The organism is Pectobacterium wasabiae CFBP 3304 (assembly GCF_001742185.1).
Classification (GTDB): Bacteria; Pseudomonadota; Gammaproteobacteria; order Enterobacterales; family Enterobacteriaceae; genus Pectobacterium; species Pectobacterium wasabiae.
In genome coordinates this window covers 2,386,383-2,410,098 of sequence record NZ_CP015750.1, presented here as the reverse complement: position 1 = coordinate 2,410,098, position 23,716 = coordinate 2,386,383, and the positions used below count along the sequence as shown (strand labels likewise).

23 protein-coding genes are annotated in these 23,716 nt (G+C 49.6%); 1 reads left to right on the top strand and 22 read right to left on the bottom strand.

The genetic code is table 11. From position 1 onward, the window contains the following. Position 1: 1 nt before the first annotated feature. The 22 genes from A7983_RS10885 to aepX all read right to left on the bottom strand — a co-directional run bounded on the left by A7983_RS10885 (position 2) and on the right by aepX (position 21,978). Complete coding sequence (locus tag A7983_RS10885) at positions 2–1,114, bottom strand: glycosyltransferase family 4 protein (RefSeq protein WP_005970993.1); 1,113 nt, start codon at positions 1,112–1,114, stop codon at positions 2–4. A gap of 1 nt (position 1,115) precedes the next feature. After that, positions 1,116–2,327, bottom strand: a complete 1,212-nt coding sequence (locus tag A7983_RS10880) for a glycosyltransferase family 4 protein (RefSeq protein WP_005970994.1) — start codon at positions 2,325–2,327, stop codon at positions 1,116–1,118. Between the two features lie 9 nt (positions 2,328–2,336). Further along, complete coding sequence (locus tag A7983_RS10875) at positions 2,337–3,326, bottom strand: glycosyltransferase family 2 protein (protein WP_005970996.1); 990 nt, start codon at positions 3,324–3,326, stop codon at positions 2,337–2,339. Beyond that, positions 3,319–4,701 carry a hypothetical protein gene (locus A7983_RS10870; RefSeq protein ID WP_005970997.1) on the bottom strand — a complete coding sequence of 461 codons (1,383 nt, stop codon included), beginning with the start codon at positions 4,699–4,701 and terminating at the stop codon, positions 3,319–3,321. Before A7983_RS10870 ends, A7983_RS10875 begins: the two co-directional genes overlap by 8 nt. Beyond that, positions 4,698–5,909, bottom strand: coding sequence for a lipopolysaccharide biosynthesis protein (locus A7983_RS10865; protein WP_039479095.1), 1,212 nt, complete (start codon positions 5,907–5,909; stop codon positions 4,698–4,700). The genes A7983_RS10870 and A7983_RS10865 overlap by 4 nt, the downstream gene beginning before the upstream one ends. Before the next feature lie 13 nt (positions 5,910–5,922). Further along, entirely contained in the window at positions 5,923–8,055 is a 2,133-nt protein-coding gene (locus A7983_RS10860) for a GumC family protein (RefSeq protein WP_005970998.1), read from the bottom strand. A gap of 2 nt (positions 8,056–8,057) precedes the next feature. Then, positions 8,058–8,615: a polysaccharide biosynthesis/export family protein gene (locus A7983_RS10855; protein WP_039479093.1), complete on the bottom strand. Its 558-nt coding sequence runs from the start codon at positions 8,613–8,615 to the stop codon at positions 8,058–8,060. 1 nt (position 8,616) lies between these two features. After that, a complete protein-coding gene (locus tag A7983_RS10850) occupies positions 8,617–9,903 on the bottom strand; it encodes an outer membrane beta-barrel protein (protein ID WP_005971002.1) in 1,287 nt (428 codons plus the stop codon). Then, complete coding sequence (locus A7983_RS10845) at positions 9,893–11,299, bottom strand: undecaprenyl-phosphate glucose phosphotransferase (protein WP_081503810.1); 1,407 nt, start codon at positions 11,297–11,299, stop codon at positions 9,893–9,895. Before A7983_RS10845 ends, A7983_RS10850 begins: the two co-directional genes overlap by 11 nt. 419 nt (positions 11,300–11,718) lie before the next feature. Further along, positions 11,719–12,492: a phosphonate metabolism protein PhnP gene (gene phnP / locus A7983_RS10840; RefSeq protein ID WP_005971006.1), complete on the bottom strand. Its 774-nt coding sequence runs from the start codon at positions 12,490–12,492 to the stop codon at positions 11,719–11,721. A gap of 26 nt (positions 12,493–12,518) precedes the next feature. Beyond that, the gene (gene phnN, locus A7983_RS10835; protein ID WP_005971008.1) at positions 12,519–13,085 is read right to left on the bottom strand and encodes a ribose 1,5-bisphosphokinase; all 567 of its coding nucleotides are present in this window, start codon (positions 13,083–13,085) and stop codon (positions 12,519–12,521) included. Positions 13,086–13,087: 2 nt separating this feature from the next. Next, on the bottom strand, positions 13,088–14,224 hold the full coding sequence (phnM, locus tag A7983_RS10830) for an alpha-D-ribose 1-methylphosphonate 5-triphosphate diphosphatase (RefSeq protein ID WP_005971010.1): 1,137 nt from the start codon (positions 14,222–14,224) through the stop codon (positions 13,088–13,090). Further along, positions 14,214–14,930 (bottom strand): phosphonate C-P lyase system protein PhnL, encoded by a 717-nt coding sequence (phnL, locus tag A7983_RS10825; protein ID WP_005971012.1) that lies wholly within the window; start codon positions 14,928–14,930, stop codon positions 14,214–14,216. The genes phnM and phnL overlap by 11 nt, the downstream gene beginning before the upstream one ends. A gap of 21 nt (positions 14,931–14,951) precedes the next feature. Beyond that, the gene (gene phnK / locus A7983_RS10820; RefSeq protein ID WP_005971014.1) at positions 14,952–15,740 is read right to left on the bottom strand and encodes a phosphonate C-P lyase system protein PhnK; all 789 of its coding nucleotides are present in this window, start codon (positions 15,738–15,740) and stop codon (positions 14,952–14,954) included. Beyond that, a complete protein-coding gene (locus A7983_RS10815; RefSeq protein WP_043885433.1) occupies positions 15,737–16,534 on the bottom strand; it encodes an alpha-D-ribose 1-methylphosphonate 5-phosphate C-P-lyase PhnJ in 798 nt (265 codons plus the stop codon). The genes phnK and A7983_RS10815 overlap by 4 nt, the downstream gene beginning before the upstream one ends. Positions 16,535–16,641: 107 nt before the next feature. Continuing rightward, the gene (locus A7983_RS10810) at positions 16,642–17,745 is read right to left on the bottom strand and encodes a carbon-phosphorus lyase complex subunit PhnI (protein ID WP_005971018.1); all 1,104 of its coding nucleotides are present in this window, start codon (positions 17,743–17,745) and stop codon (positions 16,642–16,644) included. Further along, positions 17,745–18,326, bottom strand: a complete 582-nt coding sequence (gene phnH, locus A7983_RS10805) for a phosphonate C-P lyase system protein PhnH (RefSeq protein WP_005971020.1) — start codon at positions 18,324–18,326, stop codon at positions 17,745–17,747. The genes A7983_RS10810 and phnH overlap by 1 nt, the downstream gene beginning before the upstream one ends. Before the next feature lie 6 nt (positions 18,327–18,332). After that, positions 18,333–18,776, bottom strand: a complete 444-nt coding sequence (gene phnG, locus A7983_RS10800) for a phosphonate C-P lyase system protein PhnG (protein WP_005971021.1) — start codon at positions 18,774–18,776, stop codon at positions 18,333–18,335. Beyond that, positions 18,777–19,670 (bottom strand): NAD(P)-dependent oxidoreductase, encoded by an 894-nt coding sequence (locus A7983_RS10795; protein WP_005971022.1) that lies wholly within the window; start codon positions 19,668–19,670, stop codon positions 18,777–18,779. Positions 19,671–19,702: 32 nt separating this feature from the next. Continuing rightward, complete coding sequence (locus A7983_RS24465) at positions 19,703–20,356, bottom strand: thiamine pyrophosphate-dependent enzyme (RefSeq protein ID WP_322788154.1); 654 nt, start codon at positions 20,354–20,356, stop codon at positions 19,703–19,705. Further along, positions 20,350–20,856, bottom strand: a complete 507-nt coding sequence (locus A7983_RS24460; protein WP_237028215.1) for a thiamine pyrophosphate-binding protein — start codon at positions 20,854–20,856, stop codon at positions 20,350–20,352. Before A7983_RS24460 ends, A7983_RS24465 begins: the two co-directional genes overlap by 7 nt. Before the next feature lie 189 nt (positions 20,857–21,045). Then, positions 21,046–21,978: a phosphoenolpyruvate mutase gene (gene aepX, locus A7983_RS10785; RefSeq protein ID WP_005971024.1), complete on the bottom strand. Its 933-nt coding sequence runs from the start codon at positions 21,976–21,978 to the stop codon at positions 21,046–21,048. 933 nt (positions 21,979–22,911) lie between these two features. On the opposite strand from aepX, the gene A7983_RS10780 reads away from it, so the two are divergent. Further along, the gene (locus A7983_RS10780; protein ID WP_005971028.1) at positions 22,912–23,715 is read left to right on the top strand and encodes an efflux RND transporter periplasmic adaptor subunit; all 804 of its coding nucleotides are present in this window, start codon (positions 22,912–22,914) and stop codon (positions 23,713–23,715) included. Position 23,716: the final 1 nt, after the last annotated feature.

Genomic DNA, 23,716 nt, shown 5'->3' with positions numbered 1-23,716 from the left:
ATTAACCTATTGATTTATTTACTGCGGTGTAAACGGCCATCGTTTGTTGCGCGATGTGTTGCCAATTATACCTTTGTAAATATTCAGAGTAATCAACAGATAACGATTTAGAGCGCAATGTAATTTTTTCGGATAAATCCGCCACATCTCCTACATTGAAATACGTTTCTGGCGCTAATTTCACCTCCAGATTGGCTGGAATATTGCTGACTACGACAGGCAATGAGAATGACATGGCCTCCAGCAACGCAATGGGTAACCCTTCATGATATGAAGACATCACAAAGAGTTTAGCCTGTGAAAAAACAGTTTGTAGTTCCTGGCCGGTTAAAAATCCGGTCAGGATCACATTTGGGGTTTCATGGGCTAACTGCTTTAATCGCATGCTATACGCAGTGGGGTGATCGGCATCGCCAACTAGAACCAGCGGCATCGTGACGCCCGATTGCTGATAGGCCGCAATAAGATCATGCAGGCCTTTTTCTTCCACGAAGCGGCCAACCGCAACCAAATAGTGTTGTGGCTGAAGAGAAAAACGCACCAATGTTTGATTGATAACGTCCGCAGTGAGTCGCTGGGGTAGATTCACACCGTTATAGATAAGATGGGCATCATCGCGGCTATATTTCTGCTTGATCATATTATTAATTACTTCGGAGATCACAATCACTTCATTGGCATATTTCACTGCAACCTTTTCACCCAGCAATAAAATTTTCTTTGCCAGCCCCCCCCATTTCTGGCGGTCATAATCCGGGCCATGATGAGTAAAAACTACTTTTTTACCCAGCAAACGCAAAAGCGGCACCACCAGTCCTGGGCCAATGGCGTGAACATGCACCACCGTGGACTGATCAAAACAGGTGATAAATGCCGCCAGCACCGAATGAACGATAGCCTCTAATGAACGCTTTTTCGGCGCAAATAAAGCGCGAGTCATCACGCCTCGATATTGTGATTTTTTATAATTAACATAAGGTGAACGTGCGAGAACACAAATATCTACGTCGAATTGCTGTTTAATCGTCGGATATAAATTTTGGCAATGTGTTTCCACGCCCCCCAACACGTTTGGAATACCACGTGTTCCCAGAACGGTAATTTTCGTAGTCATATTATTTTTTGATTAATATTTCCTGATAAAGCGCCAAGAGAGATTCGGTGTGTTTACGCAATGAATATTTTTCGCAAAGACGTTGACGCGCATTTAATCCCATTTCTCTGGCTTTTTGCGGATTCAACGCCAGGTCATCCAGCACATCGGCTAATGCCTGCACATTACCGGGTTCGAATAAAATGCCGTCTACCTTATCGCGAATTTGTTCAGGTATACCGCCAATACGCCCGCCTACCACCGGTTTAGCGAATGCCATCGACTCCAGTACCGACATTGAACAGTTTTCATAGTATTCGGAAGGAACCACCACCGCGCGTGCGTATTTAATCAGCCGGTTAAGTTCTTCGCCCTGCTGTTTATAGCCCAGGAATTCCGCATGCGGAAATTGCGCGACCAAATCGTTATACAATGGCCCGTTACCCGCAATTTTTAACGGAATTTTATTCCGCATTTGCTGATGCGCTCTGGCAAGCGTAGCAACGCCTTTCTCCCGACTCAGGCGACCAATAAACAGCAAATAACCGTCGTCTTTAACCTCCTCCGTCGGCAGGCTGTCATTAATGCCGTTCACAATCACATCAATACGAACATTCGGCAGCTTGCGCATTAATTGGTTACGCAGAAATTCGCTAGGCGAAACGATCACATCCAGCGCCTGATAGTTTTTGGCAACATTCTGCCAGGCACCTTCTAACGAAAGCAGCAAACTTTTCGATGCAGAACCTTGCTGGCAGCGATATTTAAAAGCGTTAAATACCGAACCGGTTAAACAGGCATCACAGACTTTGCCATCGCGCAGCATGGTGTACGAAGGGCAGATAATCTTGTAGTCATGAGCCGTTAGCACAGTTTTACACCCAAACTGACGGGCAATTTTAATCAACGACGGCGTGAGCTGGTGGTAGATATTGTGAAAATGAACAATATCCGGCTTTTCTTTACGCAGTAACACCAGCAATTTCTTACATGCCTCAGCATTATGGATAAAGTTAACCGCGGTTTTAATTGCCCCAATCGCGCTGCTGTTTTGATGATAATCCACATTGCCGACAAAATAGGGTGCGTAGTCTGACGGGAAGTTATTTTCATGCTGCATAGAGAAAGCGATAACGTCAACGCCAGCCTTTTTCAACATATCAATCTCTTGAAAATAAACCGTTTCAGCGCCGCCCTTAATATAGAAAAATTTATTGACCAATAAGACTTTCATCATACCTGCCTATTCATGAATAACCTTGCTATTTGGTGGTGTCATAGGGTCGCGCACGGGTCTGGTTAACCCTTTTATTAATCCCGCAGAAAATACAGCCAGATTCATCACACTCTGTACCCCGCTCAACAGTGAACGGTTCTTAATCGTTTTTAATGCCACAAAAGCAAGTAACGGCAGCAACGCGGCACCAATAAGCGCGGCGTTAAACGTCAATAAACTCATCAACAGCGCCAGCAGATAAACCGCAAATACCGCCTCGTTTTTAACGATATGCAATGCCTCACGGAAATAAGGCATCCCCCATGCGCTGCGTAAAAGTTCGCCCGGTGCCCAGAGAAAACCGTTCCGCCAACGATATTGCAGCATTTTATATGTTGGCATGGTGTACGACGTGTGACGGAAATAAGGCACATTAAGTCGATGTAATTTATATTGGGCATAGCGCAGACGAATGCCTAATTCAGCCTCTTCATACCCATGCAAGCTGCGGTTGGTGAGATAACCTATTTTTTCAATTGCCGAGCGGCGATATAAGCCCCCACCGCCTAAATGACCGCAGTCGCCCAACGGATATATTTTATGAAGGCGCTGTTTACGTGATGTAAACTCATAGTTCGCCGCGCCATCCATCTCTACCGTTCCCGCTACGCCGGCGTAATCAGGGTGTGCGGTTAAAAATGCGATGCCCTGCTCAATAAAGCCATCTTCCAGTTCCATATCGCCGTCCATCAGCAGCAAATAATCCCCCTGGCTGTACAGATAGCCAAGCTGATGCCCCACACCGCAGCAGCGTTCGGATGGTTCAGTCAGCGCCACCACGGTAACGCCTTTGGCGCTGGCAAGCTGCTGCGTGTTGTCGGTTGATAAGCTATCGGCAACAATGATTTTATGGGGGTAATCCACAATATGGCGACGAATACTGTCGATGGTTTTTTCGATGCATTCCGCCTCATTGAATGTCTTAATACTCACTGAAATAAAAGGTTTATCACTCATACGGTTTTCCGATATAACGACAGACAGAATGGCGAATCACCAGACTTGAGCCCAGAGATAAATAAAACAGGAATTGCAGCATGGGAATAATCATCAGGATCTGGCTATAAGGCAGACTCAACAGGCACCCAACTGCAAAAACGTTAAAGGCCGGAGAAAAACTCAGCAGTTGCAGGTCCTGTTGGTCTATTTTATTACGATCTAGTACCGGCTTTGGCTGCGCAATGATTAAGATATAAATAATTAACCCGATAAAAAATAGCGTTCCAACCACACCGACTTCCCATAGCAGCACACTTAATGAGGTTGAATCGATGATCAGGTTATAGATGATATTCAAAAAACCGGGAGAGACAGCGCTGCCGCTATTTGTCGCATTTAATCCATAGCCAAACAATGTGCCGGAGATCCCCCACATATCGTGATTTTTCAGCCAGAAAAATAGCGTAGTAAGACGCCCAAGCTCACCGGACTCCATAATGTAGTTGGTATCAAAAATATAATTCAATGAATCCAGAAATACGCTCATCGCGCTTTTCGTCGGATCGCCGCCAAACGCCGAGGAGTAGCCCGAGGCTAAAATGGTAATCGCCACGGTAATCAATAACGCCATGCCGGTGAAAATCAGCAAAATCGCTTTCAGGTTTACGTTATTCATACCTTTGATGTAGCTCGGCATTAACCAAACCCAGGCCAATAATAACGGTGAAACCAGGATCACAAATTTCACTTCTCCTAGGATACACAAGCTAAACCCTAAAACGATATGTAGCACCGTGGATTTAAACGACGTCAATCCATGTTTAAATTCCGAGACTTTCAGCAGCATAATCAACAGACAGAACAACCCCATCGCCGCAGTATTTCCCCCGCCCATCGGGTCGCCGCCGAAAGTGCCGACTACCGAGTCCCATTTTTCGTCTTCTCCCCGCAATGCCACCCGCCGCGGCAAAACAAACAACACCTGATAAATCACCACCGGGAACTGCGCGTAGAACACCCAATACAAACTGCGGGTCACGCGATAAATCTGTGATTCGCGGCAAAAACCTAGCAGCAGGCAAAACATCATCAGCGACAATGCAATCTCATTTTTAAACCCAACGATAGCGACAGTTATTCCGCCCTGTAGCAGGGTAGATAATCCCGCCATCGCCAGAAAAGAGAGGTAAAGCGTGAGAACCATCAATTCCTGCGTATCCAAATGCAATCTATCGTAGCGAGTCTGCATAATCAGCAACCCCACCATGTTCAGCGCCAAAATAAATGGCAACCACAGCACCGCCAGCAAACCGGTGAAATACTGCGTCAGTCCGCAGAATACCAACGTGATAACAACATAAACCTGTAGGTAAAGCCCGGTATTCAAGCTCATGGTTCTGACATCATATTTTTCAGCCCATTAGCACGTTTGTTTACTTTGAGATAAATAAACGCGTAGCGTACAAACGTCAGCACAGAAAAAAGAATCATTGATGCGGCATAGTGATTATAAAAATAAGGCACAATCACAAATGCGATTAATACCACACTCAATTGCTCTAATTGAATACGCAAAAAATAGCGATGAGAGCCAAATATTAACTCAATCACCGTCAGCGGACACACCGCCAGCGCTGGAAATAAATAAGGCAACATATAGCGAGAGGTTGGAATGGAATTAATCCACTCCTCGCTAAAAAACAGATGCATCACCAACGGATAGAAAATAAACACCCCTAATGTGCAAACCACCCCCGCCATCAATAATACCAGACGAATTTTTTTGAACTCATCATAGTTGAAACGTTTATTTCTAAAATCGGCAGACCAGGTTGAAAAAACAGAATGACGCACCGCATTGCCGATAATCACCACCGGAGACAAACAAAAACGGCTCACCACCGAAAAATACCCCGCCGTCAACGCGGAAAACCAAAAATTAATCAACATAACCGGCAGATTACTATTAACCATCGCCAGCACTTCGGCGCTGCCAACACGGGTGAGGTGATGAGCATGCTGATGAAAGAAAGCCCTATTACGTTGCGGACTAAAATGTCCAAGCGTAATGGTGTGAATATTGAACGAGAACAGAATACAGCCGCTAACCAGCACTATCATGGCGCAGGCCCAGGACCAATAAAATGCGGTGGTATGTGAAGTGAACACCAGCGAAAGCACGACCACCACCGAGACGGCGAGTCGCTGAAAGGCGAGAAAACGGTAGTTACCCTCGCGCAGCGACAAATTCTCCGAGATCAGCACCAGCGCATAGGATAGCGTGAGTAGGTAGAGAAAGAATACATTTCTCTGAAACAGCCATGCGGTCAACATCGCATAGGGCACTGCGGTAAGCAGACTTTGCAGTGTGCTGAACACCACACTCTGCGCCAGTTCACTGTCTTGCTGTTTCGGAATCAGCAGTTGCGAGGCAAAGGTACAGACCTGCGCCCCCACCAACACGATGCTGTAACTCAGCGCGTAGATCCCCACCTCGGCCATGTTGTATTTATGCGAAATCAGCCAGATAGACAGCGCGCCAATCAGTTGTGAAACCACCGATGAACCCGCAATGGTAGAAACGCTTTTTAGTAAACTCATCTTTCAAATACACTCACAGGTGACCGGTACTGTTGATTAGCGCATTCATGCGATGGTTCAGGGAACGTATCCCCTCTTTGGTTTCGAGGTTTTTATCCGCAACCCGATTCATTACCGCGCCAATCAGCACCGCGCGGTGCTGTTTAACTTTCTCAATGGCATTAAGCACATCGCCCGCACGCCACTCGCCGGCTTTCAGCACAAAAACCACCCCGTCGATTACCCGGCTAATGAGTTGACTATCCTGCGTTTGATTCACTGCGGCTACGTCAACGATAATTCGCTGATAGCGTGTTCTCAGCTCGGCCATCAACGTCACGACATGCTCGGACGACAGCATCAGCAAAGAAGACATCACGGCATTGCCACGCGGCAGGAAGCTTAAATTTTCACTGATTGTCACCAGTGCAGCATCCAACGGTGATTGCCCTTGCAGCAGGTCCGCCACACCAATAGCGGAAGGGGATGCCAGGTCTTGCGTCAGCCCGTCGTCGTTAAAGAAATCCAGGTCGATAAGCAGCGTTTTTTGGTCAGTGCTGAAAGATGTCGCCAGCAAATGCGCCAGCAACGATCGCCCTTCGCCATGCTCTGCCGAATTGATGGCAATAGCCTGGCAGGATGGATGCGATAACAAAATGTGGGTTCGCATGCTATGGACAATATCGGCGTCCAGCGGCGCTGTAGTGATCAAACGCACAACCTTTGAGCGCTCCACGCCACTGGCGAGGGTGCGAATTTCCCCCACCGGCACCACATTCAAGCGCTTTTTCATCTGGCTGATACTGTTGATTGAATTATCCAGCGCGGCTCTCACGATGAAGTAAACCACCGAAAAAATCAGGGTTAGCATGACAACCATCACCAGCAGCATCGCTTTATTGGGTTTCGACGGGTGGTCAGCCAGCACGGCAGGGTCGTAAAGTATCGCGTCCGGCTCTAAATAGTTACCCGCCAGCGTCTGCTCTTTGGTGCGCTGATAGAGCGCCTTATACAGCTCTTTTGTTTTATCCAGCGCGGTGGTCAGGTTGTTGTATTCATCACGTTTAGACGCCAGCGTTTGGAAATCCGCTTTCTGTTGCTCCAGCAGTTGCTGATAATATGTTTCATCCCTCAACGCCGCCTGATACTGCTTATTCAGCCCCGTTTTCAGTTCAAGTAACACGGTGTGGGTCTGCTCTTCAATCGCCTGAACCTGGGCTTCGGCTTCTAAAATTTTGGTATGCTTCAGCCCGTAGCGTTTCCGTAACTCGTATAAAGAACGCCGAGTCTGAATCAGCGCAATGCGCAAATCCTGAATTTGGGCATGATTAGAAATATCAGGCAAAGAAATGATGTTTTCCAGCGACGTACCCACGTTCAAACGCACGCTGTTGTAGTTCGTTTCCGCCCTGATACGACGCTGGGTGGCATCCGCTAACTTGGTGGTGACGATCCCCAGTTGTTCAGTTTCGAAGCCATCTACACCGCGGAAAGTCAGCAGCCCTTCTTTCTTAAGAAACTGGTCGATAGCGGCCTGTTGCTCGACGACTTGCTGCCACACCTCTTCCATCTGTTTTTGATTCAACGCTTTGGCTTTCAGTGTCTTGAGGTGCTTTTGCCTGGCCGTATAGTCAATAAATGCCTGCGCCGCGCCGTTAGCGATGTTGGCCGCCAGCTCAGGCGACGCCGATTCATATGAGATAGTGGCGAGGTGCGTGGTGCGAACACCGGTGATAGTGAGATTTTTCACTATCGTATCCAGCGCGTGATCGACCCGCTGTTGCTCATCGCCACGGTGATCCGCGTTTTTGTCTGTATCGCCGTTAAACGCCGGGTTTTGATCCAGCTTGATGTCCCGCACGGCTTGTTCCAGCACAATACGCGACTGCATCAACGCATACTGGGTTTCGTAATAGCCGCTACGGGTGGAATCATAACCATCGACCTGCGGCAAAGGCGAAACGTTATCCTGTTGCGCTTTAAGCAGTACCGTTGCGGTCGACACATATTTGGGCGTGATCATGCTAATCAGCGGGTAAGCCACTACCGCCACAATCAGGCAAGCCAGCATGATCTTCCAGCCGTTCTGTTTGATCTCTTGGGCAAACCTGGAGAAATCGATGGTGCTTTCCAGTTTTCTGCCATTTTCCACGATAGATAAACTCATGGTCAGAAAAAGCTCATACCGACAATCACGGTGTCGCCCGGATGAACGACGCGCCTTACATCAACATTTTCAATCAGTTGATTGCTATTCGACAGACGAATACCTACATCCTTGCGGTCTGCGCGATCGGTAAACCCGCCGGCTAACGCCAGCGCTTTTTCAACGGTTAAGCCCGGCTCGTAGGCATACCCGTTCGGTTTCTCGACTTCACCGGTGATATAGAATTTCCGGAACTCGGCGACGCTGACCGTCACCATCGGATTTTGCAGATAGTCGCCGCGCAGGCGATTAGCCAACTCCTCACCCACCTGCTCTGGTGTTTTCCCTTTCAGCACCAGTTGACCAATGTAGGGGAAGGTAATCGCGCCGCTTTTATCCAGCATGAACTTCATCGTCATCTCCGGCTCGCCGTACACCAGAATATTTACAGCATCGCCTTCATCTAACTGATAACCGGTGGTTTCGCTTTCAGGGTTGTCCATTTGCCGTTGGCTCGACAGGGAGCATCCCACCAGCCAGACGCTGAGGCACAGAAAAATGCACAGTTTTATTATTTTCACGTTAGATCTGTACCTTAGCCGTAAACATAATCAGAGAGTTATCACGGCCCAGCATTCTAACGACCTGGCGATCGCCGTTAGGGCCAATAAAAAAAGAATCGCTATCTTGATTGGAACGTAGCGTGTTCAGTTGATACTTTAATTCAACGTTAATAGAGGGCCTGAAGTTATAACTCATGGCGAATGTGACCCCCCTGTTTCTGTCTTTACGATCTCGCGGGTAATTCTTGTAAACGTCCGTCAGGTATGAATAGTCAAACGTGGTGGAGAAACGATCGACGAGCCAAAAATGCTGATAAGAGATGCCGTATTGAGAAGCCAGGATATAGCCGCCGATTTCTGACGGGTCTTTGATATGCTGCGACGTATGTACGGTAAAAACGGATTGTTTAAGTGGTTTCCACTCCGTCTGAATATCCCAGTTTACCCCGCTAAAATTCCTGGCGTTCGGGTTATTATCGAATGTCTTGTATAGCCAGGACACATTGGCATCAATACCGGTTTTTCCCGTAAGCTGCGATTTAATGCCGTATTCCAGATAATATTCATCATTATCTTTTTGCGGATCGATTTCATAACGCCGCTGATTACCAATAAAACGGTAGCGAAAACGCGTTGCCGACGTGTATTGATCAGATAATTCGGCGATCAAACCGTTCTCGTGCCATTCCTGCCCAAGAACATAGTTATAAAAATCAATATTGGTATTTTTAATATTCTCCGTTCGGCCTAACCGCAGTTTTCTAAACAGCAGCGCGACGTCAGCTTTACCGCGCCCTTTCAGCGCGCCATAGCTATAACGTAATTCACTGTTGAAAAGTGCGGTACTCAGCGGCGAATGGATACCGAAATCGCTGAACTGTTGTGGTCGAAAACCTTCGGTAATACCGCGCCCGCGCACTTCATGCCCAAGCGCCTCCTCAAGACTGAGCGTTAATCCATGCCTCAACCCGTAGCGCCATGCGCCATTAAAGCGAAAGACATGGTCGGTGTAATTATCCGCCGGATCGCTGTAGTAACGACGATAATCACCGGAATACATCAACAGATATTGATCCTGATAACGCGCGCCAATGGCCTTAATTATTGGCCTGATGCTCTGAAAATTAGAACTCACCGTATCCTGATCGTCAGCCTGATAGGTCACGTTATTCTCATGCCCATAGTCCAGACCCACCTGGCTTTGAAAATCAATACCGGCGACGCCGATATGCGATTTTGGTATCAGGTCAGCCCAAGAGGGATGGGGGATGATCATTCCGGCGGCAATGATCAATTTAGTACGCATTTTCACCGATAAAGCCTTTGAAAATGGTTCTAAAGATAATTTTGATATCCAACCAAAAGGACCAGCTCTGAATATAGGCAATATCGTAGTGAACCCGTTTTTCCATTTTATCGAGGGTATCCACTTCGCCGCGATAACCATTAACCTGCGCCAAGCCTGAAATTCCAGGCTTCACTTTATGGCGAATCATGTAATTTTCGACGAGCTGGCGATACTGCTCGTTATGTACGACGGCATGAGGACGCGGGCCAATAATCGACATCGTCCCTTGTAATACATTGAAAAATTGCGGCAGTTCATCCAGCGACGTGCGGCGTAAAAATGCGCCAAAACGCGTAACGCGCGGATCGTTTTTAGTCGCCTGCGTCACAACGCCGGCGTTTTCCATCACATGCATCGAGCGGAATTTCCACACTTTGATTTTGTTGCCACTCAGGCCGTAACGATCCTGCTTGAATAACACCGGCCCCCGTGACGTCAGTTTGATACCAATAGCAATCACCAGCAGCAATGGCGAAATCATCAGCGTAATAACGCCGCCAATCACTAAATCCTCAACGCGCTTAATCACCGAGCCAATACCATCAAACGGCGATCTGAAAATACTGATAGTCTGAATATTATTGATAGAGCGAAACTGCGATACGTATGAGCTGTAGGAATAAAGATCGGGAATGATGTAGGTATCTACCGTCGTATCGGACATCATCGACAGAAAATAACGAATGCGTTGTAGCGCAACCATTGGCAGCGCAATATAAATCTCATCCACTCTGCCCGCTTTAGCGTCTTCAACCAGCTCGCTCACTTTGCCTTTAAATTGGCTCTTATACAGATAGCCACAACGGGATGGGCTACGATCGTCGTAAAAAGCCAATTCTAACTGCATGTTGGCATACTCTTTAAGCAATGCTTTTTCCGCCGCTAACCCACCGGGCGTTAATCCCACAATAGCAATTCGCATCCGCTTTTTAGTCGTAAATTTAAACGTAATTAAACGCGTAATATAGAGACTACATAGCGAAAGAATATACCAGTACAGCATTGCGGAAAAATATATATTATCGAGTTGATGCAATAGACCCAGCGAATACAGCGCACCGGTATAATTCCTGACCGCCTCCACAAAGATGACCGACAATAATGCGGATCCCCACAGTCTTCGCCGCCCACCAGGCTGCATATTTTTAAGACTATGGTGATATAGCCCGGTATATTCTCCAATAAGTAAAAAAGAGGTTGAGAATAGCAGGCTAATTATAATTACATCATCGAAATCGCCCATCAAAAATAGCCTAGCGCTGACTATTAATGCTAAATTAATTGATAAAAAGTCCATCAATTTAATAACAAAAAAGTCATTCCCATAGGAAATGTTTATCTGATTAGTAGACACTTTTTAATCATAATCCATTAAGTTTTTTATTATTGCCGCTTTTCCGTGCCGGATGATATATCACTTAAACAAAATTTAAAATAACAATCAGATCAATCTCAAGTTTTTTTTAGCAAAGCGCACAAACTGCTAGTGTCCACTAGCCATGTTCATTAACTTATAAAATATAAATTTTCACGTCAGTAATTTTCTCAAAATATTTATTTTATTATTATTTGATTTTAAATATTTTCATTAGATAATTATTTCAATGTAGTGAATAAAGAGTGAAATTTCGCCGTTCAGGATAAAGCGCAGGCCATGACGATCCGACACCCACATGCACCCGTCGCGCGGGTCTCAGCAGTGCAAGGCAATCGGCATGTCAGATTTTAGCGCCGCGATATGTGGAGCAATGAGCGTTATAGGTGACCCCATCCTTACAACCCCAACTCAGCCCCATCACAAGCAGCATGAACATTCTCAGGCAGCAGCGTTTGCGTTTGGAGCCAGCGATCCAGTTCGTGGCCGATGTGGGTCAGATACAGTTGTTTAGGATTAAGTTGGGTAAAGATCTCCAATGTGCGAGTGACATCATTGTGGTTACGTGGAGGCGTCGTCTGGGGAGAATGGCTGCAATCGACAACCGCATAATCCAGCGAGTGCGCTGAGAGAAACTGAGTAGTTTCAGGCGGTAGACCGATGGTGTCGGTCAGGTAGGCCAGCGTATGCGTCGGTGTCTGGATGAGGTAGCCGTAAGTCAATTTAGAATGGATTAAGGGAACCGGCGTGATCCTGATACCGTCCAGTTCAAAGGGCTGGAAAACCATCAGAGGCTTTTGAAAATGTAGGATCCCCGGATGCTTAAAGAGGTCGTCGCAGCCCGCCTCATCAGGTGGACCAAAGACCGGAATGGGCTTACCGCAGCCCCAGCGCAGGGGAAATAATCCCTGAACGTGATCCATGTGATAGTGGGTCAGCAGGATATGTCGTTGCGGATAGGGGAGCAGATAAGGCGATAGCTCAGGCAACCCGGCATCAATCAGGATGACGCTGTCTTTGGTTGTGATTGCCGCGCAGCAGGCTCGACGCCGTTTGCTTTCATCGCGTTGCGCCTGCTGGCAAATCTCACATTCACAGCCAAATGCGGGAACCTGCTGCGCGCCGCCGGTTCCCAGAAAGTGAAAAACAATCCCGTCATTATTCACTACCATCGGCTTTCTCCTGCTATTCGGCACTATTATTCGCGATGTGCTGCGCAAGCTCGGCCGAGCGGCAGCAGCGACTGAAAGACAGATAAGGTGTGTTGCAGATCGCCGTCGTTGTTCAATAGAACACAATCGCTTTGTAAGCGGCTCTGCTCTTCTTGGGCACGCTGCAAGCGCGTGGCAATTTGCTGTTCACTTTCTCGCCCTCTGGCGCGTAGCCGCTGCCGCAGTGCAGATTCGGAGACGGTCAGGCATATCGGAAACAGCGTACTGCCGTAGCGTTCACGCGCCTGAGCCAAGTAAGCGCGTGAACCGTTAACGATGACGTCATTCCCCCGCTGTAGCCAGTCATCAATCTCTATCCCGATGCCGTAATAGCACTGATGCGCCTGCCAACTGAGAGCGAAGAGGCCAAGCTGCTGGCGGTTCGCAAACTCCTCCGGGGTGAGTGCAATGTGGTTCTCTCCTTGTATCTCTGCGGGGCGGGTAATGTAGCGGTGCGCCACCAGCAGGCGCGGCAGCGACAACTGGCGGATCGCCCGCAGCAGGCTGTCTTTGCCTGCACCGGAAGGGCCAATCAGGTAGATGAGTTTCGTCATAATCAGAATACCCGAACACCCTGACGCCACACCCGCATCAGCTTCATTTGCGGCGCGTTCCGTTTGACGAGTAGCAGGTCGGCTCGCCGTCCTTCTTCAATACAGCCACGATCGTTGAATTTCAGCACCTGAGCCGGATTGCCACTGACAAGAGCAATCGCGTGCGGCAGATCGTAATCATTACGCTCATCCTCTGCGATCATAAACGCCGCCTCCAGCAGGCTGGCCGGATAATAGTCCGAAGACAGGATGTGAAGCACACCAAGCGTAGCCAGATGATGTGCCGATACATTGCCAGAATGAGAACCGCCGCAGATGACATTCGGCGCTCCCATCAGTACGTTCATTCCGACGCGATGCGCCTGCTGTGCGGCGATCTCCGTGGTGGGGAATTCGGCAATAGCGACACGATGCTGGTGGGACTCGGCGATATGTTCCGGTGTCGCATCGTCATGGCTGGCTAGCGTGATGCCTTTCTCGTGACAAAGATGGACAACCGCTTCCCGATTGGGCTGCGACCAGCGGCGCGATCCAGCGAGTTGCTCCTCTTCAAACGCCGCCATTTGTTCATCATTCAGGTGATACTTGCCTTTGTAATACTGATGATATTTCTCCTGGGAAGAAAATTGCCGCTGCCCCGGAGAGTGATCCATTAATGATGCCAGCGCGACCAGTGGAATACCCGCAAGTTGTTCAAAGAGGGGAAATGTATCCTGATGCGGTAGCTCGCAGCGCAGATGCAAATGATGATCGGCCCGATTGATGCCATGTTGCTGGCTGTACAGCACCGCATCCGTCATACGCAGCAGATTCTCAAGCCGATGCCCACCATCGCGTACATCTCCAACCGCAACGGCATCCAGAACGGTAGTGATCCCGCTGGAGATAATCAACGCGTCGTGATTGCGCATCGCCGCCTCAGAGGGCCAGTTAACGCCGGGGCGCGGGGTAAAACATTTATCAAGATTATCCGTATGTAGCTCGACAAGCCCCGGCAGAAGCCAGGCCTGTTCACCATCCAGCGCACCGGGATGACGGCTGGGCCTATCGCTGATGTGGTGAATGATGCCGTTGCGCACTTCCAATGAGCCATGAATGATTTCCTGTGAGAGCACCATATTGACGTTATTAATGATCATTTACGTTCTCCTGAGTGCGGGAAGTCATTGTCATCGTATAAAGGCGATCGGCGACATGTTGGCGCACTTCATCATCGTGAAAAATGCCGACGACAGCACACCCCTTGCTTTTTGCATCATCGATGAGCTGTGTGACGGCCAGTCGATTTTTAGCATCCAGCGAGGCCGTTGGTTCGTCCAACAACAGAATCGGGTAATCGCCAATAAATCCGCGAGCAATATTGATACGCTGCTGTTCACCGCCAGAAAAGGTGGCGGGTGCGAGCGACCAAAGCCGCTCAGGGACGTTCAGATGCGTCAGTAATTCGCCAGCGCGTATCTCGCTTTCCTGACGCGACATGCCGCGTTCCAGTAACGGCTGGATGACCACGTTCAGTGTGCTAATACGCGGAATAACGCGCAGAAACTGGCTTACCCAGCCCACCGTTTCACGACGGATTTCCAACACATGGCGAGCGTCCGCATTGACGATATCCACCCAACGTTCGCGATGGCGTACCCAGATATGGCCACCGTCGGGCTTATAGTTACCGTACAGCGAACGTAGCAGCGTGGATTTCCCACTCCCGGAATGCCCGTGCAGCGCCACGCATTCCCCCTCTTTCACGGACAGACTGATATCGTGGAAAACCGGCAGTCGCGTGCCCTGCTGGTTATATAACACGAACGTTTTATCAACGTTCTCGATGCGCAATTGAGTATCCATCAAGCGTCCTTTTGGCTGGATTTACAGAATGGAAGAAACGAGCAACTGGGTGTAAGGATGACTCGGATCGTCGAGCACCCTGTCCGTTAACCCCTGTTCGACTACCCGCCCGCGTTGCATCACCAGCAAGCGATGTGACAGCAGACGGGCAACCCCGAGATCGTGCGTCACGATGACGACAGAAAGCTGCATCTCTACAACCAGCGTCCTGAGTAGATCGAGCAGTCGCGCCTGTACCGACACGTCTAACCCACCGGTCGGTTCATCCATAAATATCAGCCGCGGTGCGGTAACCAGATTGCGTGCAATCTGAAGGCGTTGCTGCATCCCACCGGAAAAGGTGGTTGGAAGATCGTCCAGACGGTTTTCGGGTAGTTCCACGTTCTCCATCCACTGCACCGCTTTACTGCGGATATCGCCATAGTGCCGATGACCGATGGCCATAAGCCGTTCGCCGATATTGCCGCCCGCCGATACAGTGGGGCGTAACCCTGCCAGCGGGTGCTGCCAGACAATTCCCCATTCAGTTCGCACCAGCGCTCGCCGTTGCCGTTCGCTGATGTCATAGATCGAGAGCCTCTGCTGCTCGGCGTTGCGATAGATCACCTCACCTTCCTGCGGTGCCAGACGGGCAGAGATCGCATTCAGCAGCGTCGTCTTCCCTGAACCCGATTCGCCAACAATCCCTAACACCTCTCCCGGCCACAGTTGAAACGACACATCGCGAAAGCCTTTTTCCGGCGCGTACAGATGTGTGAGGTGTTGCACATCGAGCAGAGGGGCATCGGATGCGTGATAGTCCGTCGTCATGATGGTTCTCCTCCCTGGCTTTGACGCTGCTGGCAATAGTCGGTGTCAGAGCAGACGAACATGCGTGTACCGTCATCATCCATTACCACTTCATCAAGGAAACTGTCGCGCGCACCACACAGCTCACAGGGTTTGTCCCACTGCTGTATTGTGAAAGGGTGATCGTCAAAATCGAGGCTTTCCACCACGGTATACGGTGGAACGGCATAGACCCGCTTTTCGCGCCCGGCACCAAACAGTTGCAGCGCGGGCATCATATTCATCTTCGGGTTATCGAATTTCGGGATCGGCGAAGGATCCATGACATAGCGATGATTGACTTTCACCGGGTAGGCATAGGTCGTGGCGATGTGCCCAAACCGGGCGATATCTTCGTAGAGTTTCACCTGCATGACGCCGTATTCTTCCAGCGCATGCATTTTGCACGTCTCGGTTTCGCGCGGTTCAATAAAGCGCAAAGGCTCAGGAATCGGAACCTGAAAAACCAGGATCTGATCCTCCTTAAGCGAGGTTTCAGGAATACGGTGTCGTGTTTGAATCAGCGTCGCGTCGCTGGTTTTTTCCGTCGTCGGCACGTTTGTCACCTTGCGGAAAAAAGCGCGGATCGACACCGCATTGGTCGTATCGTCAGAACCTTGATCGATCACTTTAAGCGTATCGTCCGGCCCGATAATACTGGCGGTGATTTGAATACCGCCAGTGCCCCAGCCGTAGGGCATGGGCATTTCCCGGCTGCCAAACGGCACCTGATGGCCGGGGATAGCAATCGCTTTCAGGATCGCGCGCCGTATCATGCCCTTCGTGCTTTCATCCAGATAGGCGTAGTTGTATTCCGTTTCTGAATCGTTGCATTCCGTTTCTGGCGGGCTGTCTTTCTGGCGGGAGGTCGCCGTCTGATTTATCACTCTTTTCTCCTTGGCGCGGCAGCGAGGTGTTCCTCACGCAGTCGTTTTAATAGCTCAAGCTCTGACTGGAAATCGACGTAATGTGGGAGCTTCAGATGTGAGACAAAACCCGCAGCCTCGACATTGTCAGCATGAGAGAGGACAAACTCCTCATCCTGAGCCGGGCCGCGTACCTCTTCTTGATAGTCAGCGGCCTGAAGTGCGCGATCGGCTAATGCCACCGTGATGGCCTTACGTTCCGAGCGGCCGAATGCTAGCCCATAGCCACGGGTAAAATGCGGTGCGTCGCTGACGGGTTTCACAAAGCCGTTCACGGTTTCACACTCGGTGAGCAGGATTTCCCCTATATCGATGGCAAATCCCACCTCTTCGGCGACGATACTGACGGTGATGTATCCCGTGCGGATCTCTCCAACAAACGGATGATTACGCCCATAGCCGCGCTGGGTGGAATACCCGAGCGAGAGAAGAAACCCTTCGTCACCGCGAAACAGTTGCTGGAGACGCGATGCCCGCGTGCCGGGGTAACTTGGGGGTTCCATCGTGATATCAGGCGGATCGCTATCGTCGCTGATATTCCGTTCAGGGACGAGGTGTTGTTGAGAAAGGAACTGAAACGCATGGGGAATGTGTTCACGAGTTCCTTCATCCTCATCAACAGCGCCAGGTGGCGGAGCGACAGGATCCTCACCGTCGGCCAGCAAAGAGAAATCCAGCAGGCGATGGGTATAGTCATAGGTCGGACCCAGTAACTGCCCGCCCGGTAAATCTTTGAAAATAGCCGAAACACGGCGTTCAAGGCGCATGTTGGGCGTATTAAGCGGCTGACTGATTCCCCAGCGTGGCAGCGTGGAACGGTAGGCTCGTAAAAGAAAGATACTTTCCACCAGATCGCCACTGGCCTGCTTGATGGCCAGCGCGGCAAGTTGGCGGTCATAAATATTGCCTTCAGTCATGACCCGATCGACGGCTAAATTAAGCTGCTGTTCTATCTGTGAACAGTCTAGTTCTGGTATATCCGTACACCCGCGGCGGCGGCAGGCTTGTAGCTGGTGGGCGGCCTCTATGGCCTTCTCCCCACCTTTGACGGCAACATACATTAGCATTCCTCCACGTGGGTACTTCTGGGGATTGCAAAGAGCTTTTTCCCAGAGGTAAAGAGAAAATCCAATCCGGTAGGGAAGGCATGGGGACGGTTGCACAGGTAGTGCCGGATACTACCGGGCAGACGGGGAGAAATAATGCGATGCGTCTTGATGCCCGGCCCGGTCAGCTTCAAACACGGCCCATCGTGCATACCTTCGACTTCTAAAATAACGGTGGTGGATTTTTCTGGTTCGACTTCGCTGCCGCAGGAGAGCGCCATCAGGTCATAAGAAAAGCGGTTTCCACTCAACAGCACAAAATAAGCCTCTTCGAACGTCGTGGCGATCGGCACATTCGTATGCAGGCACAGCGTGCGCAGCAGCAGTGGATTACCGATCTTGGGATCGATAAACAGCGGTGTGGTGTGGCTGGTCAGCGTAAGCAGCGTGGCGGCGGTTGCAGACGACATCGCTTCCAGACCAGAAACATTGGGAACCGTAACCAGAGAACCCGGCTCACTCATTGCCTTCACGATTTTGCGAAAGCAGAGCTGTGTGCCAAATACGGGGTGGGCGAAGCCCGTCATCGTTGTCATGACAAATCATTCTCCCCTGACCAAAGTAAAGAAATTCACCCGGCTGGCAGCCACTTCCTGCTGTTGCTGTTCCCGGTGAACACGCTGTTGGTCTGCTAACGGTGTGATGATTCGCTCCCATATTTCATGGAAATAGGATCGGGTTTGCAGGAGCGCATCGATCCAGGCACAGAGCTCGGCATGCGGCTTGTTTCTGCCTGCGATATAGCTGTAGCCACATGTCCCATCCTCCAGTTGTACCGCCGCGCGGGTCACCGTCATGTCACCCACAATAAAACGCGGACCATCAACTTCCATTCTCCCCTGCAACTGGATCAAACCAATCTGCGTCGGGCGTAAAAGCTGGTAATGTGCGGAAAAGTGCAGCGTGTCCCAGTGTTCTACCAGCTCAGTAGGGTCGCTATGAGCGAGAATAGACATCCAACGTTGTCGCTGTGTTAGCTCAGGCATCTACTCCCTCCCCGTCAGCAAGGTACGTGAAAGATAAGAAAAGCAGGCGGTTTGATCCTGAGGATCGTTCGAGAGATCGGCCGTGTTTTGATAACGCTGACGCGCCGTATCAAAGAATTCGCTGTGGATCGCAGAGCGCTGAAAAAGCGTATTGGCCAAGTCGAGATCTTTCAGGCGGATCGATAAAGGAACCGACACGGTTTCACGCGGGTTCAGGTAGCGATCCAGCATGACCTCCATGTAGGTCGAGCGTCCGCGCCCCAGCGTTAGCGCATTTGCCAGCACGTCTGGGGCGATATCATGAGCCTCCGCCAGCAATAGCGCTTCCGCCGCCACCAGCAGATGCACCGCCTCACAATAGTTATTAATCACCTTCATGGTCTGCGCACTGTGGTTACTCGCCATCAGTACATAGCGATCTGACAGGCTGGTGATGACATCGTTAATCGCGTCGGCAAAGCCATCCGCACAAGGTCCTACCCAGGCGGCAAGTTTGCCCTGCCGCGCACCTTCTGGTCCGCCCGAGACGGGGCACTCCACATAATGCGCACCGTGCTGGTGAAAAAAGGTTTCCATCCAGCGGCTCTCTTCCGGCCCTATCGTGCTGATATTGAGTAAAAGAGGGCGATAGCGGGTCAGTTTCTGTGTAACCTCCTCCGCCTGAAAAACCTCACGTATCGCCTCCGCATCCTTCAGGCAGATAAGCACAACTTGTTTTTCCTGTGTGAACAGTTGATGCAATTCAGGGACGGCTTGCGCACCTTCGTCGGCAACCTCGCTCGCTTTACGGTGAGTCCGGTTGAACACGCTGAGCGAAAAATGGCGCTGTAATAGTCTGAGCGAGATAGCTTTTCCTAATACACCAACGCCAACTAAAGAAACAGAATGAGTCATATCGGCAATCCTTGTCGCTAGGGGACGGGCCTTCAAGAAGCCTGAGAAGGGGGATTAAGAAACTGCATAAATGCATCGCGGTTCTGCGCGGGGGACGTCGCTGGCCGCCCCAGATCGCTGCGATGACCCACTCGGCATCTCACCTCAATGAATTGACTACTTTGTGCCTGTAGTGCCTGTTGCAGCGCAGTTTGTAAGGCTTCTTCCGTTTCAACGTAGTACGTTGTGCCATAGCCGCTGGCAGCCGCGATAGGCGCTAGCGGCAAGCGTGAGGCCGCCGTGGGCTGCCCTCCGACGGAGTCATGCGCGCCGTTATTGATGACGATATGTATCAGGTTGTTGGCCTGGGCGGTGTTCGTCAGCCCGCCCATGTGCATCAACAGCGCTCCATCGCCATCCAGACAAACGACTTTTCTCTGTGGCTGTGCATCGCACAGACCCAGTGCGATCTGGCTGGCAAGCCCCATGCCACCGACGGTCAAAAAATCTCGCTGATGCCCTTCACCACGCTGTTCGCGTAATTCATAAAGCTCACGCGACAACATGCCCGTGGTGCTGACGATAGGGAGATGGGACGGCAGCACGTTCAGGCATGCAGCGACAATGGCTTCTCGCCGCATCAGCGCCTGCTCAGCGACTGGATGGTCAGGCGTGGCTGCCGAGGAAAAGGTATTTTTTCTCACCACCAGCGCCACAGGACGGTGTTCATCATGCGCACACTGGAGCAAAGCCTGAATATCATCCCACAGGGGGGATTATGGCTATCCAGCACGATATGCGGAATATCCAACACATTGAGTTGAGGCAATGTGACTCGCCCCTGCATAACATGCTGCGGCTCATCGTGCAGTTGCTTACCGCTAGCATCGACTTCGCCACGCCAGCCGATAATCAGTAATAGCGGAATACCATACACATCCGGCGTAGCCAGGGAGCAAAGGGGGTTGATCGCATTGCCTAACCCTGAATTTTGCATATAGACCACGGGTAGCGTTCGCGTAGACAGGTAATGCCCAATCGCCATCCCCATCGCACAACCTTCATTACTCGCGATACGGTGCGCAAGCCCACCGTTATTACTTCCGATCGCCAGACAAAACGCTTTTAATAATGAATCAGGGACGCCACTGAAAAAATGCACGCCGCGTTGAACCAGAAATTCGATAAGCTTATTAGGGTCAATCATAATAAACCTTCCCTTTGCATCATCCTGTCGCTCCATGTTGTCATTAACAACAATGATGACGCCTTGATTTTATCATTATGTGGTGTGGATAATTTGGGCAACGCCATGGCGTTAAATAATAACAACACGCCTACCACGCCAATTAATAGCGTGATGATAATAATTATACTGACGCCCCAAAATATTTCGCTATCGCGTGCCGGGTATAAGATCCAGAATATCTTTTATCGACATGCATTGATCCTCAACTTCCAGCGTTCGACCATGCTTGAGGATTTCTGGTAAAATTGATTTCATCGCAGGATAAGCCGCACGTAACATATGGTTTGCGTAAATAACAATATTGAATCCACCATCAATCAACTGATCGAAAGTAATATCGTTAAAACTGGTAGGGACACAAACCAAAGGTAAATGTGGATAATGATCGCGGAATTGTTTAGCGAAAGCTAAAATCTCAGAGGGGTTCTTATGTCGACTGTGGATCATAATGCCATCGGCACCGGCATCAGCATAATGCAAGGCACGGTTTATCGCATCTTCCATACCGACGTCGAGGATCAGGCTCTCAATACGCGCGATTAGCATAAACTCGGGCGTCAGTTGTGCTTTTTTGGCAGTCGTAATTTTTTCGCAAAAATCCGCTACAGAAGCCTGCGTTTGTTTTACATCATTACCAAATAAAGAGTTCTTTTTCAGGCCGGTTTTATCTTCGATAATCATGGCGGAAATACCCAGATTTTCGGCAGCACGAATACGGTGGGATAAATGTTCCGTTTGCCCGCCAGTATCACCGTCAAAAATTAATGGACGGGTAGTAACATCAAATATTTCCGTAATCGCATGAAAACGATGGCTGATGTCCACTAACTCCGTATCGGGTTTTCCGCGCAAAGTGGAATCGGTGAGCGAGCTAGACCAAAACGCATCAAATTGATAATGAATATCGCCATCTTCATAAGCAGCTTGCTCGATTAATAAGGCAGAAAGCGGACTGTGAGCCTCCATCACACGAATGCCTTTTTGCTGCTGCAATAATTCACGGAGCGCACTGCGGCGTGAGCCTGGCGTACACCCCTTATAGGAATCCGTTGGGGCATGATGAGGTAAAATGATAGACATGGTTATCTCCTATGTACCATAGAGTTGGGGGTAAACTTTCCCTAGTAAACCAAGTGCAACAATCAAAAGACCACGCGACTTTATATTTATTTCAATTAAATATACCAACGGAGCAATTCTATTCATTGGAAAAAACACTGCAATAGGGGTGAAAATTTTTCGTTTATTTTTTTATTTCACCTACCTTATTGAAATAGCATCAATTTAAACAACAAAAAAACCCAAAAAAATAGAATATAACGTCAGACACACACAATTATTCATGTTAAAAAATCAAAAAAACGGATATTTTTGGTTTTTTGCTTCAATTTCCATCTGAAATGGAAGATCAAGAAAGGAAATACTACTTTTATGCATATCCACTGCTACATATATCATTCATAGGAAAATAATTACCATGAAAAGATAAGCTCACCTTTACCCTGAATAATTCGATGTATTTTTGCGATAGCAAATGTCAAAAGGACAACGCGTGCCGTTCCCCCTCCAGTAGCCAGTACAACCACGACCGTGCGAACGAAATCTATCAACGGAGCGATATGCTGGGTGGCGTCCGAGCGAAGATGGGTTTCAACCGCGATAAAGCGCGTATTGACGCACGTAGTCGTGCAATCACGTTTGGTGATAACACCGATCGGGAACACCAGTAAGTTGCACCCTGTGACTCTTTTTCTTCCCATCGTGGTGGAATAGTGTCGCTATCATGTCGTAGGGCAGCCCTCTGCCCTCATCATCAAGCCTTTCATCACAATCGCAGTGATGCACAGAGACATGAACAGGAATTGTTCAACGACGCTTTATTGGTGTTGTCAGTTTGACCCATTCTGTACCATGATATCTTCCAAAATAAGCACCGCTAATGAAGTGAAATTCAGAAAGTTTCTTTACCTTTTCTGACGTGGCACACACCTCAACAAATTAAGGCAGGTCAGTGTGAATAGTTTCAATAACTCAGCACTTCGTCGCGCTTTTACGCCGCTGGCATTTTGCCTATTGGCGTTTAGCGCTCATGCCCAAACGAGCGACCCACTCTTGGCGATGCCTTCTCATGATAATCAAACCGCTGCACCCGCAGACAATCAGGCGCGAGGGATCCTGATCGCCGTCGATCAAGCCACGCTGTCCAGCGATTTGGCTGGGCGTATTGTAGAAATACCGTTTCGAGAAGGAGAATCCTTCAAGAAAGGCGATCTTTTAGTGCGGTTTGACTGTTCGATTTATCAGGCCCAATTGGCCGCAGCCTCTGCTGCCACGCGAGCCGCAGAAGCGGAACTGAGCCAAAATCAGCAACTGGCACAGATGAAATCGGTAGGGAGACACGCGGTATCGTTATCCGCAGCGCACTTTGCACAGGCTCAGGCGGAAAGCCAGGTCTATCAAATCCAGGTCAACCGCTGCCGCCTTCTGGCCCCGTTCGATGGACAAGTGGTAAAACGCCGCTCCCAAACATACGAAAGCGTTGGTATTGGCGCGCCGGTTCTGGATATCGTCAATAATCACCATCTGGAGATCAACTTGCTGGTGCCATCACGTCTGTTGTCGGTACTAAAACCCGGATTAACCTTTACCTTCACCCCCGATGAAACCGGTAAGCCATTACAAGCCAAAGTCACACGACTTGGCGCACGCATTGATGAAAGCAGTCAAACCCTCGGCCTGACGGGTACGCTGGCTCACGCGGACGATACCTTGATGGCAGGGATGAGCGGAACGGCCCAGTTTTCGGAGGCCCGGTGAG